Raw genomic sequence first — 16,806 nt, forward strand, 5'->3', positions numbered from 1 at the left:
CAAATCGAGCATCAAAAAACGGCATCGGTTCTAGATGTCGCGGCGGCCGCATTCTGCTGGATCTGAGAAAACAGCCAATCAACAAAAACCTGCGCCTCAACCACCGCATCCGCGGACACCCCGTAGTAATAGCGGGCTAGCGGCAGGCGCAATGACGGCAGCGGACAGGTCAGGCGCCCGTTGGACAAATCCCTACCCAGCAGCGAAGCCGGACACAACGCCACGCCCAGCCCATCGACGGCGGCCTGCAGCACGAGGTGCATGTGATCGAATTGCAGGGTCGGCAGATTGTTCAATGGCTCGATCCCTGCGTGTTCCGCCCAGTCTTGCCAATCGCTGCTGCGGGTCCTGCCCGACAACAAGGTGTGCCGGGCCAGGTCGTGCATGCTTTCCAATGGCACGCTTTGCAGCAACGACGGTGCGGCGACCAGCAGCAGGTCGTCTTCCAGCAGCACCGTGGGCTGTACATGGGGCGACCAGCCGGCGTGCCCGCGGCGGATGACGACGTCGAACGTTTCCCGTGATGGATCTGGAGGCCGGGTGCTGGTGACGACGTCGGGCTTGATGTCGGGATGGAGCGCCACGAAGTCGGGCAGTCGCGGGATCAGCCAACGCACCGCGAAGGAGGGGCGCACGTTGATGATCACTTTGCGCTGGGCTGCACTGCGTGTCAGTGCGGTGGCGGCATTGGCGATCTGGGTCAGCGCCTCGCTGACCTGTTCGTAAAACGCCTTCCCCTCAGGCGTGAGCAAAGACTGACGGGTTCGACGTTCGAACAGCAGCACGCCCAAGCGCTCTTCGAGCAACTTTACGTGGCGGCTGACGGCACTGTGGCTCACGTGCAGTTCTTCGGCGGCGCGGCTGAAGCTCTGGTGGCGAGCGGCAGCGGCGAAGGCGCGGACGGCGTTCAACGGTGGGAGGTTGGCGATCATGTGTCTAATTTAGTCACATATGAGTCGCAATTAAAGCGTTTGTCAGCGTCCCGGTGCCACGCCACCCTGAAGGCCACAGCAATTCGCCTTCAATGTGGAGTGATGCATGGCCGGTTACGGACTTTTTCTGATCCTGGCGACCCTGACGGTGCTCAGCCCGGGCCCCGGTGTGGTGCTGACGATTTCCAATGCCTTGCGCCATGGCTGTCGCGGTGCACTGCCGGGCATCTTCGGGATCGCGTCGGGCGCGTTTATCGTGGCGGGTATCTGCGCCAGCAGCTTGGGGTTGATCCTGGCCGCCTCGGCGACGGCCTTCACGCTTTTGAAATACATCGGCGCGCTGTACTTGTTGTACCTGGGCATCAAGATGTGGCGCACCCAACGCTTCGTGCCCGAACTCACGGTCACGTCCACGCGCCCGTGGCGGCGATTTGGCGAGGCGCTGTCGATCCAGTTGCTCAACCCCAAGGCCGGGTTTTTCTTCCTCGCCGTGTTCCCGCAGTTCATCAAGCCGTTGGATCACTATTACAGCCAGTTCTTCTTGCTGGTGTTGTCCTATAGCGTGCTTGTCGTACTGGTGCATTCCGGTTATGCGCTCATGGCCAATGGCGCCAGGGGCTGGCTCTCTTCAAGCCAGGGCGCCAGGATCGTCGGCAAACTGTCGGGCATTACCTTCCTGGGGTTCGGCGTGCTGATGGCGTCTGCCAGCAAGTGACGAGTACGCGTCAACGCCGCCCCGTGCGCGTACTCACATCCACCCAAACCGCCAACACCAGAATGCTGCCCTTGACGATCATCTGCCAATAACTGTCGACGTCGAGCATGGACATGCCGTTGTCCAGGCTGGTGATCACCAGCGCGCCGAGGAGAGCACCGTAGACCGTGCCAGAGCCGCCGCGCATGGAGGTGCCGCCGATGAAGCAGGCGGCGATGGCGTCGAGTTCGCCCATGTTGCCGGCCGAAGGTGAGCCAGCGGCCAGGCGTGCGGTGTTGACCACGCCGGCGAGGGCGCACATCACGCCCATGATGCCGAAGATCCACAGCTTCACGGCCTGTACGTTGATGCCGGACAGGCGCGTGGCTTCCATGTTGCTGCCCACCGAATAGACACGTCGGCCGAACACGGTCTGGCTGGTGACGTAGCTGAATACGCCCAGCAGGATCAGTAGGAGCAGCACCGGCACCGGGATGCCGTCGTAGCTGTTGAGGGTATAGACGAACCCCGCCAGCACTGCGCCGATCACCACCACGCGCAATACGTCACGCACCAGAGAGTGGGCCGCCAGGCCATGGAGGGCACGGTTGCGCCGCTGTTTCCAAGTCAGGAACAGCGTCAGGGCGAACAGCAGGATGCCGAGCCCGGTCCCGACCGTGTGCGGCAAGTATCCCTGCCCAACGTAGACCAGCTCCGGTGACACCGGGGCAATGGTGGTGCCGCCGGTTACTCCCAGCAGAACGCCGCGAAACGCGAGCATGCCACCCAGCCCGACGATGAACGACGGGATACGCAGGTAGGCGGTCATGTAGCCGTTGCCCAAGCCAATCACCAAGCCGCACAGGGCCACCAAACTCAGGTTCGCCAGCAGCGGAATGTGATAGACCACGTCGAGAATCGCCGCCAGGCCACCGAGCAGCCCAAGCAATGAACCCACCGACAAATCGATCTCGCCGCTGATGATCACCAGCACCATGCCGCAGGCCAGGATACCGGTGATGGACATCTGCCGCAGCAGGTTGGAGAGGTTGCGCGGGGTCACGAACCCACCCTCGGTCTGCCAGCTGAAAAACAGCCAGATCAGCGCCACGGCGATCACCAGCGCAAGCATTTTGTAGCGGGAAAACAGCTGTTTGACCTGATTCATCTGCGCGGACTTCCGATCATTATTGTTATGGCCATCGGGATGGCTGAGCGCGGCGGCAAGCACTTGTTCCTGGGTCAGTTCGTGGTTGATGAAGTCGCCGCGCAACTGGCCTTCGCCGATCACCAGGACGCGGTCGGAAACCCCCAGCACCTCGGCCAGCTCCGAGGACACCATGATGATCGACACGCCTTCGGCCGCCAGCGCGCCCATCAGCTTGTAGATCTCGTACTTGGCGCCGACGTCCACGCCGCGGGTGGGTTCATCGAGAATCAGCACGCGGGGTTTGGTCAGGAGCATTTTCGCCAACACGGCTTTTTGCTGGTTGCCGCCGGAGAGGCTGGTGATCGGCAGGAACGGGCTCGCGGTCTTGAGGTGCATGCGCGAGATTTCCTTGTCGATGCTGCCCAGTTCGGCTTCGGCGTCGATGCGGGTCAGTTTCGAATAGTTATCCAGCACGGCCAGGGTGATGTTCTGCCCCACGCCAAGGTCCGGAATGATGCCTTGGCGCTTGCGGTCTTCGGGGACCATGCACAGGCCGGCACGGATCGACTTGAGCGGCGTGCGCGTGTCGATTTGTTGGCCGTTGAGCCAGACTTCGCCTTCGTAGCGGCCGGGGTAGGCGCCGAACAGCGCGGACACCAGTTCCGTGCGGCCGGCGCCGACCAGCCCGGCGATGCCGAGGATTTCCCCACGCTTGAGGACGAATGAAATGTCGTCGACCCGTTTGCGCCTGGGGTTGTCGACGTCGTAGCAGGTGAAGTGGCGCGCCTCGAAAATCACTTCGCCGACGTCATGGGGTTCGGTGGGGTAGAGGTTGCTCATTTCCCGTCCGACCATCTGGGTGATGATCTTCGGGATGTCCATGTCGGTCATGGCGGTGGTAGCGATGTGCTTGCCGTCGCGGATCACCGAAATGGTGTCGCACACGGCGGCCACTTCATCGAGCTTGTGGGAGATGTAGACGCAGGCGACGCCCTTGGCCTTGAGGTCGCGGATGATGTCCAGCAGCACCTCGATTTCCGAGCGGGTCAGGGCCGAGGAGGGTTCGTCGAGGATCAGCAGCCGTGCTTGCTTGTTCAGTGCCTTGGCGATCTCCACCAACTGCTGGTAGCCACCGCCGTACTGCGAAACCGGCAGCGAGACATTCATGTCTGGCACTTTGAGTTCACGCATCAGGGCTTCGGCGCGGTGGATCATTGCCGGGTAGTTCATGCGCCCGCCGGGCAGCGTGAGTTCGTGGCCCATGAAGATGTTTTCCGCCACCGACAGGTCGGGGACCAGGGTCAGCTCCTGGTGAATGATGACGATCCCGGCGGCTTCGGTTTCGCTGATGGACTGCGCCTTGAGCGGCTGGCCGTCCCAAAGGATTTCACCGTCCCAGGTGCCGTAGGGATAGACCGCCGACAGCACCTTCATCAGCGTGGATTTGCCGGCGCCGTTCTCACCGCACAGGCCGACACACTCACCTGGCCTGACCTTGATGTCGATGCCGTTCAGGGCTTTGACACCGCCAAAGGTTTTGACGATGCCGTTCATTTGCAGCAGGTAGTCGGACATGGCGAAGGCTCGTGGAAAAGGGCTCACACATACGCAGGAACCCTGAAGTCAATCAGCCCCCTGTGGGAGCGAGCCTGCTCGCGAAAGCGGTGGCTCGGCTTGCATCAATATTGGATGTGCCGCCGTCATCGCGAGCAGGCTCGCTCCCACAGGAACTGTGTTTAACCCAAGCGTTGGGTCACTGCCCGGCGATCTGCGCCTTGGTGTAGAACCCGTCCTTTTCCAGCAGGTCGATGTTGTCCTTGGTCAACGGTGTAGGGGTAAGCAGGATGGTGTCGACTTTCTTGCTGCCATTGTCGTATTGCGAGCTGAAGGTCGGCTTCTCGTTGCGTGCCAGTTGCACCGAGAGCTTGGCGGCTTCGGAGGCGATCAGCTTCAGCGGCTTGTAGACGGTCATGGTCTGGGTGCCATCGATCACGCGCTTGACCGCTGCGAGGTCGGCGTCCTGGCCCGAGATCGGCACCTTGCCGGCCATTTTCTGGGCGGCCAAGGCCTGGATGGCGCCGCCGGCGGTGGCGTCGTTGGAGGCGACGATGCCATCGATCTTGTTGTTGTTCCGGGTCAGGGCGTTTTCCACGATGCTCAAGGCTTCGGTGGGGTTCCATTCCTTCACCCACTGCTGGCCGACGATCTTGATATCCCCCTTGTCGATGGCCGGTTGCAGCACCTTCATCTGGCCTTCGCGCAGGACCTTGGCGTTGTTGTCCGTGGGCGCGCCACCGAGCAAGAAGTAATTGCCCTTCGGCGCGGCCTTGAGCACGCCGCTGGCCTGCATCTCGCCGACCTTTTCGTTATCGAAGGAAATGTAGGCGTCGATGTCGGCGTTGAGGATCAGTCGGTCGTAGGACACGACCTTGATCCCGGCCTTCTTGGCTTCGGCGACGGCGTTGGTCAGCACGGTGGCGTTGAACGGCACGATGACGATCACATCGACGCCGCGGGAAATCAGGTTTTCGATCTGCGAGATCTGCTTCTGCTCGTTGGCATCGGCCGACTGGACGAAGACCTTGGCATCGAGTTTTTCCGCCGCCGCGACGAAGTAGTCACGGTCCCGCGACCAGCGTTCCAGGCGCAGGTCATCGATGGAAAAACCGATTTTCGGATGGGCCGCATCGGCCATGACCGGCAGCGAGAGCAGGGCGAGGGCGCCAGCGAGTAACGTGCGTTTGAATGTTTTCATGGTGGTGCGTCCTTTTATTGTTGTTTGAAAGACACTGCCTGACGATGAGCGTGGTGCGGATAGAACTGTAGAGAGTCGCCGAGCGCTGTGGGCAGAGATTTGTCGCGAGAATGTAACAACCTCACAGCACCACAGCTCTGCCCGTTGTCAGGGATAGATAAACCGGTTGACCACGTTCTCGAGCATCTCCTGTCGACCGCTGACGGCTTGGGGATTCAGCTCGTTGGTGAAGGCATGCTCGGCCAGTGAGGCGAGGCTGAATTCACCGGCCAAGACCGCTTGGCCGAACGGCTGCTGCCAACCGGCGTAGCGTTGGTCCTTGAACTGCTGGAGCTGGTCGTTCTGGACCATGGCTGCCGCGCGTTCCAGGGCCAGGGCCAGGACGTCCATGGCCGCCACATGACCGTGGAACAGATCGAGTTCGTCCACGCTCTGGCGCCGCACCTTGGAATCGAAGTTGAACCCGCCGTTGGTGAAACCGCCCGCCTTGAGAATCTCGTAGGTGGCCAGGGTCATTTCTTCGACGCTGTTGGGGAACTGGTCGGTGTCCCAACCGTTCTGCGGGTCGCCCCGGTTGGCGTCGATGCTGCCGAAGATCCCCAACGAGACGGCCGTGGCGATCTCATGATGAAAGCTATGCCCGGCCAGGGTCGCGTGGTTGGCTTCGATGTTGACCTTGATCTCGTTTTCCAGGCCGAACTGTTGCAGGAAGCCGAACACCGTGGCGCTGTCGTAATCGTACTGGTGCTTGGTCGGTTCCTGGGGCTTGGGCTCGATCAGCAGGTCGCCCTTGAAGCCGATCTTGTGCTTGTGCTCGACCACCATGCGCATGAAACGGCCCAGTTGCTCGCGCTCGCGTTTCAAGTCGGTATTGAGCAGGGTTTCGTAACCTTCTCGACCGCCCCACAGCACGTAATTGGAGCCCTTCAGGCGTTGGGTCGCGTTCATGGCGCTGAACACCTGGGCGGCGGCGCAGGCGAACACTTGCGGGTCCGGATTACTGGCGGCACCTGCGGCAAAACGTGGGTTGCTGAAGCAATTGGCGGTGCCCCACAGCAGCTTGATCCCGGTTTGTTCCTGATGGCGCTCCAGGTGGTCGACCATCTGGGCGAAGTGTTCGCGGTACTCTTTGAGCGAAATGCCTTCCGGGGCGACATCGGTGTCGTGGAAGCAGTAGTAGTCGATGCCCAGCTTGGAGAAGAACTCGAAGGCCGCTTCGGCCTTGCCGATGGCCATTTCCATGGGATCCCCAGCGTGCTGCCACGGGCGCTTGAAGGTACCGGCACCGAACACATCCGACCCCGGCCAGACGAAGGTATGCCAGTAGCAGACCGCCATGCGCAGGTGCTCGCGCATGGGTTTACCGAGCACCAGTTTGTTGGCGTCGTAGTGACGGAAGGCAAGCGGCGAGTCGCTGGCGGCGCCTTCGTAGCGAATCTTGTCGACAGCGGGGAAGTACGACATGGGCGAGTTCCTTTTTTATTCTTGGCGGTGTCTCGATACTAACGCCGGCCCCGAGGTTGCTGATTATGAAAATCACCAACAGGGCGTTCGATTTTGAGTATTGAGGTTCATCGCTTGCGCGCCTAGTCTGTGTGCATCGGCCCAGGGTTAAACCAATGAAAACCGTCCCGCCCGTTCACCGCATCGCACTGTTGTTCAATGGCAGCAAGATCTACGACCGCGGCATTATCAGCGGCATCGGCAACTACCTGAGCAGCACCCGCGCGTCCTGGGACTTGTTCCTCGAGGAGGATTTCCTCTGTCGCTTGAAAGGCATCGAGCGCTGGCAGGGCGACGGAATCATCGCCGACTTCGACGACCCGCTGATTGGCGAGGCACTGGCCGGAATCAAGCTGCCGGTCGTGGCGGTGGGCGGCTCCTATCAGGATGAACGCGCCTACCCGAAAGGCATCCCCTATGTCGCCACCGATAATGACGCGTTGATGACGTTGGCCTACGAGCACCTGATCGAGGCCGGATTGACGCGTTTTGCCTGTTTCAGCCTGCCTGAAGCACAAGCCAATCGCTGGGCCCAGGAACGGGAAAAAGCCTTTCGCCGGCTGGTGCAGCGCGATGGCCTGCACGCCGAGGTCTATCGCGGCATGGGCACCAGCGCACCGCTGTGGGACAGCGCCGTCGAACAGCAGATCGCCTGGCTGCAAAGCCTGCCCAAACCCATCGGCATCATCGCCGTCAGCGACGCCCGCGCCCGGCAGTTGTTGCAAGCCTGTCTGACCGCCGGAATCGCCGTACCGGAGGAAGTGGCGTTGATCGGCATCGACAACGATCCCCTGACCCGCAGCCTGACGCGGGTGCCGCTGAGCTCGGTGATCCAGGGCACCGAAACCATGGGCCGCACCGCCGCACGGCTGCTCCATCAAATGCTGCACGGCATGCCGTCCACGGGCACACAGATTCTGATACCGCCGGATGCGATCAATGTGCAGGTGTCGAGTCTGCATCAGCCGTTGGGCAACCCTTATGTCATGCAGGCACTGCTCTTCATCCGCCAATACGCCTGCCAGGGCATCAAGACGGCCCAGGTGGCGGCCTATGTGGGCGTGTCGCGCTCATCGCTGGAATCGCACTTTCGCAAGGAGCGGGGCTGCAGCGTCCACGACGAGATCCTGCGTTTCAAACTGGCTGCCGCCGCCAATGGCCTGGAAAACACCCACTCGCCGATTGCCGACATCGCCCAGAATTGCGGCTTCAAATCGGCGCAGTACCTGCACACGGTGTTTCGCCGCGAGTTCGGCTGCACCCCTCGGGAGTATCAGCAGGGGGCCAATGCAGCAACTCACTGACCCACTGCCGAACCGCTCTTGTGGCGAGGGAGCTTGCTCCCGCTGGGGCGCGAAGCGGCCCCGAAACCTGACATACCGGTGCGTCAGGTTGATTGAGTGGATGCCATAGGGTCTGCTGCGCAGCCCAACGGGGATAAATCCCCTCGCCACAAAAAAACAGCTCTGCTCCTGATGAACTGACCCACTGCCGAACCGCTCTTGTGGCGAGGGAGCTTGCTCCCGCTGGGGCGCGAAGCGGCCCCGCTTATTTGCTGGGCTAAATATCGATCCGTTCCGCCGGGTAGGTCCCAGGCGTGGGAATCTTCAAAAAACGCCGCTCATGATCCGCGTTCGGCAAAAGGCACACGTCGTATTTGCCAAATAGTTGGTATCGATTCAGGGCAATGCGATCGTAGGCCCAGTCCCGAAGCCTGCGGGGGACGTAACGCAGCAGTTTCACCAGGCGCCAGGCCCAGGGTAATAGGGCTACGACTTCAAAAATCGCATCCGAACGCACCCAGTAATGCTGATCGCGAACCACGGCCATGGTGTCGAATTGATGCAGGGGCAGGCCCGCCCAGGCAAGCAAGGCTTGTCCTTCTGGCGACTGTACGGAGGCCAACCGCACGCGTCGGGCGTGGTCATGGCGGATCAGGAACTTCGCCCAGCCATTGCACAGTTTACAAACGCCGTCGAACAGGACCACTGTCTCGCCTGGCTCGAGCAAGGGCGCGGGTGTGGGGCGAGTTTGGGAGATGGACATGAATGGGTGTCTACATGGCGCCTGGTTACCCGGATAATACGCGTGTTCCAGCGTCAAGGGGCGCCCCGAAGGGTTGCTCGACCATGATGACTTCAAGGGCATGATCCGATCCATGAGCGATGACACCTACACCCTGTACATGCGCTTCCAGACCCCCGACCCTGGCATCGGCCCACGGGAGCGGGTGCCGATGCTGGAGCAGGAGCTGGCCTGGGCGCGGGAGCGCGCGACCATGCATCGCTTCAGCTGGATCATGGTGCTGGTGCCGCCTCTGTGCCTGGGCCCGGTGCTGCCGGGCATCGCGTTTCTGCTGGGGCTGCTGGTCTATCAAGGGTTATCCGCCCCAGGCGTCGACCTTGACCGAATCGTCGGGGATTCCCTTGGCTGGCTTGTGCTCGCCACCTTGTTGTTCATGGCTGCCTGGGTCCTGCATAACTACTTGCGCGATAAGCGCGACCCGACCAAGCGATTTTGGCAATCGATGCCCGATCAAGGGCTGGTCGAGCTCGAACACCATACCCTGGTCTCCGGCATCAGCCTGTGGTCCAACGACTATGACCCGGACTGCAACACCCTCATGCAATGGACCGACGGCCAGTTGAAGTGCGTGCAAGACAGCGGTATATCGCAATGGATTCTGGCCAAGACCGCAGCGGGGCATTGGCTGGTGCTCAAGGAGCAGTTTTCGGGCGACTTCAGCTACGGGCGAGTAGGGCAAATGCCCGCACCGAACAAGCTCCTGCAACCCCGCCAGCAACTGGCGATCGCTTTCGCCCCCGGCACGAACCTGCAGTTGGGCCGACGTTTCGACGGTGCGCCGATGCCATTGGTGCAGACGCCGTATTGGCTGTCCGCCGATGAGCTCAAGCGCCTGGAAGAGGCCGCTCATCACTGGAATTTTCTACCGCCGAACCGCTATGGGGTGATCAATGATCAGGATGCCGCGTGGGTGCAACGGCTGGTGGACCGGGCGCAAGCCTGCGTTGGGCCGCGGCCGCAAGAGGACTGCTGCGCAGCCCAGCGGGAGCAAGCTCCCTCGCCACAATGAATCGAACCCATTCCTGGAAGTCCGGCCTGTCACTGGCCGGGCGCTAAAGCCATGTATTCACCACCCGCCGATCCAGCTCCTCCCAATCCGCCATGCCCAGTACCCGAGTGGTGTTCAACCCGCGCAAATAACCGCGCAGTTGATTGGCCGTGGCGCGCCTGAGCTCCGGGTCGGGTTCGGTGCTGCTCAGTAGCACGCTTTCGTACTGGATCAGGTAATCAGCCACCCGCTCACGGAAGTCGGGCAATACCGCGTCGCGAATCAGATCAAACGTTCTCATGGCTATATCTCATCAATCTTTCTCGGCTTGCAACTATTGCTAGGAGTAATAGTGACCATTACGAAATGCAAGTTCTGCTTTGCCGGCAATCATTGGAAAATCAGCGCCATCGAACACGCAGCCCGTTATTTTTATTTTCAGGACCCCACCCATGCGCCCTTTATTTTTGCTTCCCCTGGCGTTTTCCCCGTTGTTGCTGGCCGGTTGTGCCTCGGCGCCGAACGATCCGACCCTGACCTTGCAGACCAGCAAGACGCCGGCCCAATACGCTGAATGCGTCGTACCGAAATTGCAGGGCAGTGCCTTGAACCCGATGGTCTCGCAGACCCAGCGCAGCTACCGCATCGTGGTGCCGAGCAAAGTCTCGGCGGACAACGTGCTGGAAGCCTACAAGGCCGGCAGCGGCGGCAAGGTCTTCATCTACGAGCGACATTTGCTGGCCTCCAACCTCCTGCCTTCGAGTTTCGAACGCGCCGCACAGGAATGCATCTGACCGGCCCGTAAACGTTTTTCACTGTGCTCCTTTGGTTGGCCGCAACCAACCAATTCCCTTGCCCCGCACCGTCCTCGGTCGCGGGGCTTTTTTTGTTTGACGATGACTCCAGCCCGGTATTTCGGCCCGGACAGCGCATCCGCCGTGACCGGCATCGCGCCCCCGCGCGGCGATCGGCAAGAGCATTAGGGGGCACGTTTTGTCTTATAGCGTCGGCAAGGGGGAGCTGCCGTTCAAGGCTGGAATCCTTGAAAACACGTCAGCCATAAAATCCATGAACACGATAGCCCGCGTGGGGAGCAGTCTATTGGCGACATAAACCATCTGCACGGGGACAGGGGGAGCCGCATGGTTGGTGAGAATGAACTGTAATTTCCCGCTGCTCAGCCCGCCCTCAAACAGCCACGCAGGTCCATGCGCCACGCCCAGGCCTGCGGCGACCGCCGCACTCACAGCGTCGGGCGAGTTGACCCTGAGCCTGCCGCTAATCGGAATGTCCGCGTCCCGGAATCGCCAGGTCGCCCCGGACGACAGCAAGGTGTAGATGATGCAATCGTGGTCGCGTAGATCATCCGGGGTCTGCGGTACTCCACGTTTGGCCAAGTACTCCTTGCTGGCGACGAAGACTCGGTCGTACCACCCAAGAGGCCGGGCGCGCAGGGCGCTGTCCTCCAGGTGTCCTATGCGAATGGCGAGTTCGGTGCCTTCATTGACCAGGTCTACGTATCGATCGTTGAGTTGGAGATCCAGGTTCAATTGAGGGTAGCGCTCCAAAAAAGCCGGCACATACGGCAGCACAAACGCGTGTGCGAGCGCTGTCGGACAGGCTACGCGCAAGAGGCCCGATGGCTCGACGTTGTTCCGGAAGGACGATTCTGATTCATCCACCGCATCCAGGATGCGCCGGATGTCCGCATAGTAGCGTTCGCCCTCCGGCGTCAAGGATAGCTTGCGCGTAGACCGGTGGAGCAAGCGCGTCTGCAAATGATCCTCCAGAGCCGCTACATAGCGGCTTACATTGGGTTGTCCCAACCCTAGATCGCGCCCTGCCGCCGAAAAGCTCCCAGTTTCTACAGCACGCGCGAAGCATGTCATCAAAAGAAATCGGTCCACTTTTCTACCTCGATTCATGCCTGATTTGCATGAATTATATGCGAATACGCAGTCTTATCCGATACGGGGCATGAGCGCATATTTCTCCATGTCGACCGCAGTGGTCATTCACCGGAGAATTCAAATGTCGCGCTTGCAAGGTAAACGCACGCTCATCACTGGCGGCACCAGTGGCATCGGGCTGGAAACGGCAAAGCAGTTCCTCGCGGAGGGGGCTCGCGTGATCGTAACGGGTGTCAACCCCGATTCGATTGCAAAGGCCCAGGCCGAATTGGGCCCGGAAGTGCGGGTGCTGCGCGCCGACTCGGCCAGCGTTGCAGCACAAAAGGAGCTGGCCCAAGTCATCAAGGAACACTACGGCCAACTCGACGTTGCCTTCCTCAATGCCGGCGTATCCGTCTGGCAGCCCATTGAGCAATGGACGGAAGAGATGTTCGACCGTTCTTTCGACATCAACGTCAAAGGGCCGTACTTCCTGATGCAGGCGCTGTTGCCGGTCTTCGCAAATCCTGCTTCCGTCGTGTTGACCACTTCCGTAAGCGCGCATGCAGGCGCAGATCGCTCGTCCGTGTATGCCGCAACGAAGGCCGCATTGCTGAACATGTCGAAGACGCTCTCGACCGAATTGCTGGGCCGTGGCATCCGTGTCAACGCAGTGAGCCCTGGCCCCGTCGAGACGCCGCTTTACGACAAGCTCGGTATTCCGGAAGCCTATCGCGAGCAACTTAACAAAGAGATCGCGGCAACCATTCCGCTTGGGCGCTTCGGTACCTCCGACGAGGTGGCCAAGGCCGTGCTGTATCTGGCATCCGACGAGTCGCGCTGGACGGTCGGCTCTGAAATCGTCCTTGACGGCGGCCGCCTGCTGAATGGCTAAGGGCGCAGCTCAAGAATTGCGCGAGTGCAACATCGCCTGGGCTGAGTTAATCAGATACTGAACGCCCGCCTCAGCACTTAGCGACGAACGAGTCCAATCCAGACTGTGCAAACAGCGGTACGCGGGGAAACCTCTGCCGCTGTTTTCGCTTGATAAACCCTTCAGAGCCACTAAAAGCAATGAACGCTCTTACGTTAATAAGCCACCCACTATGCCCATTCGTACAGCGCGCCGCGATTGTGCTTCTTGAAAAGGGCATCCAATTCGATCGGATAAATGTCGATCTATCAGCCAAGCCAGACTGGTTCCTGGCAGTTTCGCCAACCGGCAAGGTCCCGGTGCTCAAGGTGCGCCAGGACAATGCGCAAGACGCGATCCTATTCGAAAGCATGGTCATCTGCGAGTACCTCGACGAAACCCAAGGCGGCGCGCCGATGTACCCGATTGATGCGTTAGCTCGCGCACGGAATCGGGCGTGGATCGAGTTCGCGTCGCAGACGCAAGCTGAAGCCTGGCAGTTTCTCCACGCTCGTGACTCTGCGACCGCAGATGCCAAGCGCACCGCATTTCGCGAACGGCTCGGCAAACTGGAGTCAGAAATAGGCGTGGGGCCGTTCTTCGATGGCTCGGCCTTTGGAATGGTTGATGCGGTTTATGCTCCGCTTTTCCGTTACTTCGAGAGTATCGACGCAACTGTCGCACACCAGATTTTCGACGGCCTTCCGCGCATTTCGGCTTGGCGTGAAGCGCTTGAGGCGCGCTCCAGCGTAAGGGATGCCGTTGTCGAAGACTATGCTGATCGATTCCAAACGCATCTGCGCCAACAAGGCGCGCTGATCGCTGCCGCTTAGCCGCAGCGATCAATCAACCCAAGCCTTTCGATCGGGAGTCGGGAACATGACGAACCCATCAAAAAGCGCTCTGATCCTCGTTGAGTAGGTCAACGATGGGCTGGCCCCAACTGGCCATTTTTGCCTGCCGGTTTCAGGTTAGCCAATCGTCCGCCCGGATGAACTCGATGAGCGCTTTCAGGGCCGGCGGCACATGGCGTCGGCTGGGGTAATAGAGAAAAAACCGGCTTGGCGGCGCTTTCCATTGCGCGAGCAGTTCCGTGAGATGCCCATTGCGAAGGTCGTCGCGCGCCAGCTCCTCGTAGACGTAGGCAATTCCGGCGCCATCTTTGGCTGCCTGGATCATCAGCGCATCGTCTTCAAGAATGAGCGGGCCGGTGACGGACAACCGGATCGGTTGCCCCTCTGCCTGATACTCCCAAGCGTAGAGTTTGCCGCTGGGAAAACGCCGGGCGATGCAGGCATGGTCAAGCAAGTCCCGTGGAGCCTGGGCGATCCCCTTCGTGGCCAGGTAGGTTGGCGCGGCTACGGTCACGAACGATTGAGGGGGGCCGACAGGGACGGCGATCATGTCGCCGGCCAGGCTTTCGCCAAAGCGCACGCCGGCGTCAAAGCCACCGTTGACGATATCGGTCAAGCCGTCATCAGTGACCAGGTCCAGTTGAATGCGAGGATACCTGGCCACAAACGGCGCGAGCACTTTTGCAAATACCGCGCGTGCCGCCGGACGCGCCACGTTGAGGCGAAGCTTGCCCGCAGGCACGTCTTGCAGCGAGGTCAATTGGGTCAAGGCTTCGGCGACCTGCTGCAGGGTAGGGGCCAGCGTTGCCAATAGCTGGTGGCCGGCCTCGGTCGGGGTAACGCTGCGCGTGGTGCGGTTGAGCAGCCTGACACCCAGACGTGCTTCCAGGGCTCGCATGGCGTGGCTCAATGCCGAGGCCGAAACGCCACGCTCGTCGGCGGCCTTGCGAAAGCTGCGATGGCGAGCGACGGCGGCAAAGGCATCCAGTTCGGAAAGATCGGGGTGCTGATTCATGAATACGGTTCAGTAGTTCAAATACGATTACCCATCTTATCGTCATGAGATCCCTCACGGATACTGCCCACATCATCTGTGGAGAACTCGCTATGCAAAAGAATCGTCTTGGATCATCGGACTTCCTGATTTCACCCATTGGCCTGGGAACCTGGGCCATTGCTGGCACCGGCTGGGAATACAGCTGGGGTGCGCAGGACGACGAGGACAGCCTCGGTGCTCTTGAGTATGCCGTTGAATGCGGGGTGAACTGGGTCGATACGGCGGCGGTTTATGGTTTGGGCCATGCCGAGCAGTTGGTCGGGCAGCTGTTGCGGAGGCTGCCGGCTTCGCAGCGCCCATTGGTGTTCACCAAGGGCAGCTTGATCTGGGACCCGGTCACCAAGGCAATCTCACATTCGTTGGCGCCTCGATCGTTGCTCGCCGAGGTCGAGGCAAGCTTGCGCCGACTGCAAGTCGAAACCATCGACCTTTATCAGATCCACTGGCCGGCCTTTCCTGCCGACGGCAGCAGCGAAGGGCTCGAGAAGGCGCTTTCGGCGTTGGCCACCGCCCGTGAACAGGGGAAAATTCGCGCTATTGGCGTCTCCAATTTCGATGTCGCGCAGCTCAAGCGGGCCCGGGCGGTGACCGAGATCGTTTCACTTCAGCCGCCATATTCCGCCTTGATGCGGGACATTGAGGAAGATGTCCTGCCATTTTGCGAGCACACGGGAATGGGGGTCTTGGCCTATTCCACCCTCCAATCGGGGCTGCTTTCCGGCAGCATGACGCGCGAACGTATCGCCCAATTGCCCGACGACGATTGGCGCAAGGCGCGAAGCGCGGACTTCCAGGAGCCTCGCTTGAGCGCGAACCTGGCGCTGGTCGAGGTCTTGGCCGGTATCGGCGAACGGCACGGGGTCAGTGCGGCGGCAGTCGCCATCGCCTGGGTGCTGCGCAAGCCGGTGGTGACCGGTGCCATCGTCGGAGCCCGTTGCCGCGGGCAGGTCGATGGGCTGATTGCCGGCGCGCAGTTGCGCCTCAGCGCCGAGGAAATCGAGGAAATTCGACCCTTCCTGCCATTGGGCATGGGCACGAATGTCCCACAGAGCGCTTGAGCAATTGATCGTGCAGGCGCCCGCTGGAATGAGCGCGTTTGACGCTTCGCTGCATAACCGGCACTATCTGCTCGTTGATGATCATTAGTGCTCGTTTATGCAGGTTGTATCCCATGACTTCTCCCCATGAAGCGTTCCCCGGCGAACGCCAGCAATTGATCAGCCAGCGTCTCGCCCGGTATGGCCGGGTGATCGCCGCTGACCTGGCCAGCGAATTCAATGTGTCCGAACACTCGATCCGGCGTGACCTGGGGGTATTGGCAGCGGCGGGGTTATGCAAGCGCGTTTATGGCGGCGCGATACTTGTGCCGGCTGCCGAAGGGTCGCTGGATGTTCGCGTGCGTAAGGACCCGGTACGCAAGGGCAGCCTCGGCCAAGCGGCCGCTGCATTGCTGCGCGCGGGCCAGCACGTGTTCATCGATGCCGGGTCGACGAACCTGGCGATTGCTGGTGCCATCGATCCGAGCCTTCAGTTGACCCTCTCCACCAATTCGCCGTTGATTGCGGTGCAGTTGATGAAACTGCCCCGTGCCGAAGTCATCCTTCTGGGTGGGCGCTTGAACCCAATCGCCGGTGGTGTGATCGGGCTGACGGCGGTGGAGCAATTGCGCCAGTTCAGTTATGACGTGTGTTTTCTGGGGGCCTGCGCCATCGATCCAGACAATGGGGTCACGGCATTCGGCCTGGAGGACGCAGAGTTCAAGCGCGCAGTGGTGGCGGCAAGTGGGCAAGTGATTACAGCGGTGACCAACGAAAAGCTGTCCAGCGTTGCTCATTATCAGGTGGTTTCTTGTGAGGAGGTCGCCGCCCTGGTGGTGGAGCACGATGCGCCACGTGAGCGGCTGGAGCCCTTCTACGGCCGGGTGACCAACGTCGTGACGAGTGTCCGTGAGCAACTGCATAGTTGATGCCTTAGCGGCGCAGTGCA

16 protein-coding genes are annotated in these 16,806 nt (G+C 60.8%); 8 read left to right on the top strand and 8 right to left on the bottom strand.

The genetic code is table 11. From position 1 onward, the window contains the following. Positions 1–11: 11 nt before the first annotated feature. Complete coding sequence (gene gcvA / locus BLU76_RS06290) at positions 12–932, bottom strand: transcriptional regulator GcvA (RefSeq protein ID WP_092222016.1); 921 nt, start codon at positions 930–932, stop codon at positions 12–14. A gap of 106 nt (positions 933–1,038) precedes the next feature. Here gcvA and BLU76_RS06295 point away from each other — a divergent pair, with 106 nt between their 5' ends. Further along, a complete protein-coding gene (locus tag BLU76_RS06295) occupies positions 1,039–1,647 on the top strand; it encodes a LysE family translocator (RefSeq protein ID WP_092222018.1) in 609 nt (202 codons plus the stop codon). 10 nt (positions 1,648–1,657) lie between these two features. On the opposite strand, the gene xylG is transcribed toward BLU76_RS06295, so the two are convergent. The 3 genes from xylG to xylA form a co-directional block, all read right to left on the bottom strand. Then, complete coding sequence (gene xylG / locus BLU76_RS32210) at positions 1,658–4,351, bottom strand: D-xylose ABC transporter ATP-binding protein (RefSeq protein WP_371915035.1); 2,694 nt, start codon at positions 4,349–4,351, stop codon at positions 1,658–1,660. Positions 4,352–4,529: 178 nt separating this feature from the next. Further along, entirely contained in the window at positions 4,530–5,531 is a 1,002-nt protein-coding gene (xylF, locus tag BLU76_RS06310) for a D-xylose ABC transporter substrate-binding protein (RefSeq protein ID WP_025213958.1), read from the bottom strand. 147 nt (positions 5,532–5,678) lie between these two features. Next, positions 5,679–6,995 carry a xylose isomerase gene (gene xylA, locus BLU76_RS06315; protein WP_092222020.1) on the bottom strand — a complete coding sequence of 439 codons (1,317 nt, stop codon included), beginning with the start codon at positions 6,993–6,995 and terminating at the stop codon, positions 5,679–5,681. Between the two features lie 155 nt (positions 6,996–7,150). On the opposite strand from xylA, the gene BLU76_RS06320 reads away from it, so the two are divergent. Then, the gene (locus BLU76_RS06320; RefSeq protein ID WP_092222022.1) at positions 7,151–8,338 is read left to right on the top strand and encodes a XylR family transcriptional regulator; all 1,188 of its coding nucleotides are present in this window, start codon (positions 7,151–7,153) and stop codon (positions 8,336–8,338) included. Between the two features lie 256 nt (positions 8,339–8,594). On the opposite strand, the gene BLU76_RS06325 is transcribed toward BLU76_RS06320, so the two are convergent. Next, the gene (locus tag BLU76_RS06325; protein ID WP_092222024.1) at positions 8,595–9,080 is read right to left on the bottom strand and encodes a thiol-disulfide oxidoreductase DCC family protein; all 486 of its coding nucleotides are present in this window, start codon (positions 9,078–9,080) and stop codon (positions 8,595–8,597) included. 112 nt (positions 9,081–9,192) lie between these two features. On the opposite strand from BLU76_RS06325, the gene BLU76_RS06330 reads away from it, so the two are divergent. Further along, positions 9,193–10,128 (top strand): hypothetical protein, encoded by a 936-nt coding sequence (locus BLU76_RS06330; RefSeq protein WP_092222026.1) that lies wholly within the window; start codon positions 9,193–9,195, stop codon positions 10,126–10,128. Positions 10,129–10,171: 43 nt separating this feature from the next. Here BLU76_RS06330 and BLU76_RS06335 read toward each other — a convergent pair whose 3' ends face one another. After that, complete coding sequence (locus tag BLU76_RS06335) at positions 10,172–10,408, bottom strand: hypothetical protein (protein WP_003201330.1); 237 nt, start codon at positions 10,406–10,408, stop codon at positions 10,172–10,174. Positions 10,409–10,559: 151 nt separating this feature from the next. On the opposite strand from BLU76_RS06335, the gene BLU76_RS06340 reads away from it, so the two are divergent. Next, entirely contained in the window at positions 10,560–10,901 is a 342-nt protein-coding gene (locus tag BLU76_RS06340; RefSeq protein WP_072344635.1) for a YajG family lipoprotein, read from the top strand. 204 nt (positions 10,902–11,105) lie between these two features. Here BLU76_RS06340 and BLU76_RS06345 read toward each other — a convergent pair whose 3' ends face one another. After that, positions 11,106–12,014: a LysR family transcriptional regulator gene (locus tag BLU76_RS06345; RefSeq protein WP_092222028.1), complete on the bottom strand. Its 909-nt coding sequence runs from the start codon at positions 12,012–12,014 to the stop codon at positions 11,106–11,108. Positions 12,015–12,138: 124 nt separating this feature from the next. Between BLU76_RS06345 and BLU76_RS06350 the strand changes: the two genes are divergently transcribed. Both BLU76_RS06350 and BLU76_RS06355 read left to right on the top strand, forming a co-directional pair. Beyond that, the gene (locus BLU76_RS06350; RefSeq protein ID WP_092222030.1) at positions 12,139–12,891 is read left to right on the top strand and encodes an SDR family oxidoreductase; all 753 of its coding nucleotides are present in this window, start codon (positions 12,139–12,141) and stop codon (positions 12,889–12,891) included. Positions 12,892–13,070: 179 nt separating this feature from the next. After that, entirely contained in the window at positions 13,071–13,742 is a 672-nt protein-coding gene (locus BLU76_RS06355; RefSeq protein WP_092222032.1) for a glutathione S-transferase family protein, read from the top strand. A 133-nt stretch (positions 13,743–13,875) separates the two neighbouring features. Here the strand turns inward: BLU76_RS06355 and BLU76_RS06360 are convergent, their stop codons facing one another. After that, positions 13,876–14,778 carry a LysR family transcriptional regulator gene (locus tag BLU76_RS06360; protein ID WP_092222034.1) on the bottom strand — a complete coding sequence of 301 codons (903 nt, stop codon included), beginning with the start codon at positions 14,776–14,778 and terminating at the stop codon, positions 13,876–13,878. A gap of 92 nt (positions 14,779–14,870) precedes the next feature. On the opposite strand from BLU76_RS06360, the gene BLU76_RS06365 reads away from it, so the two are divergent. Both BLU76_RS06365 and BLU76_RS06370 read left to right on the top strand, forming a co-directional pair. After that, positions 14,871–15,878 (top strand): aldo/keto reductase, encoded by a 1,008-nt coding sequence (locus tag BLU76_RS06365; protein ID WP_092222036.1) that lies wholly within the window; start codon positions 14,871–14,873, stop codon positions 15,876–15,878. Positions 15,879–15,991: 113 nt separating this feature from the next. Continuing rightward, positions 15,992–16,786, top strand: coding sequence for a DeoR/GlpR family DNA-binding transcription regulator (locus tag BLU76_RS06370; RefSeq protein WP_092222038.1), 795 nt, complete (start codon positions 15,992–15,994; stop codon positions 16,784–16,786). Positions 16,787–16,806: the final 20 nt, after the last annotated feature.

Source organism: Pseudomonas sp. NFACC08-1 (assembly GCF_900106735.1).
Lineage (GTDB): Bacteria > Pseudomonadota > Gammaproteobacteria > Pseudomonadales > Pseudomonadaceae > Aquipseudomonas > Aquipseudomonas fluorescens_Q.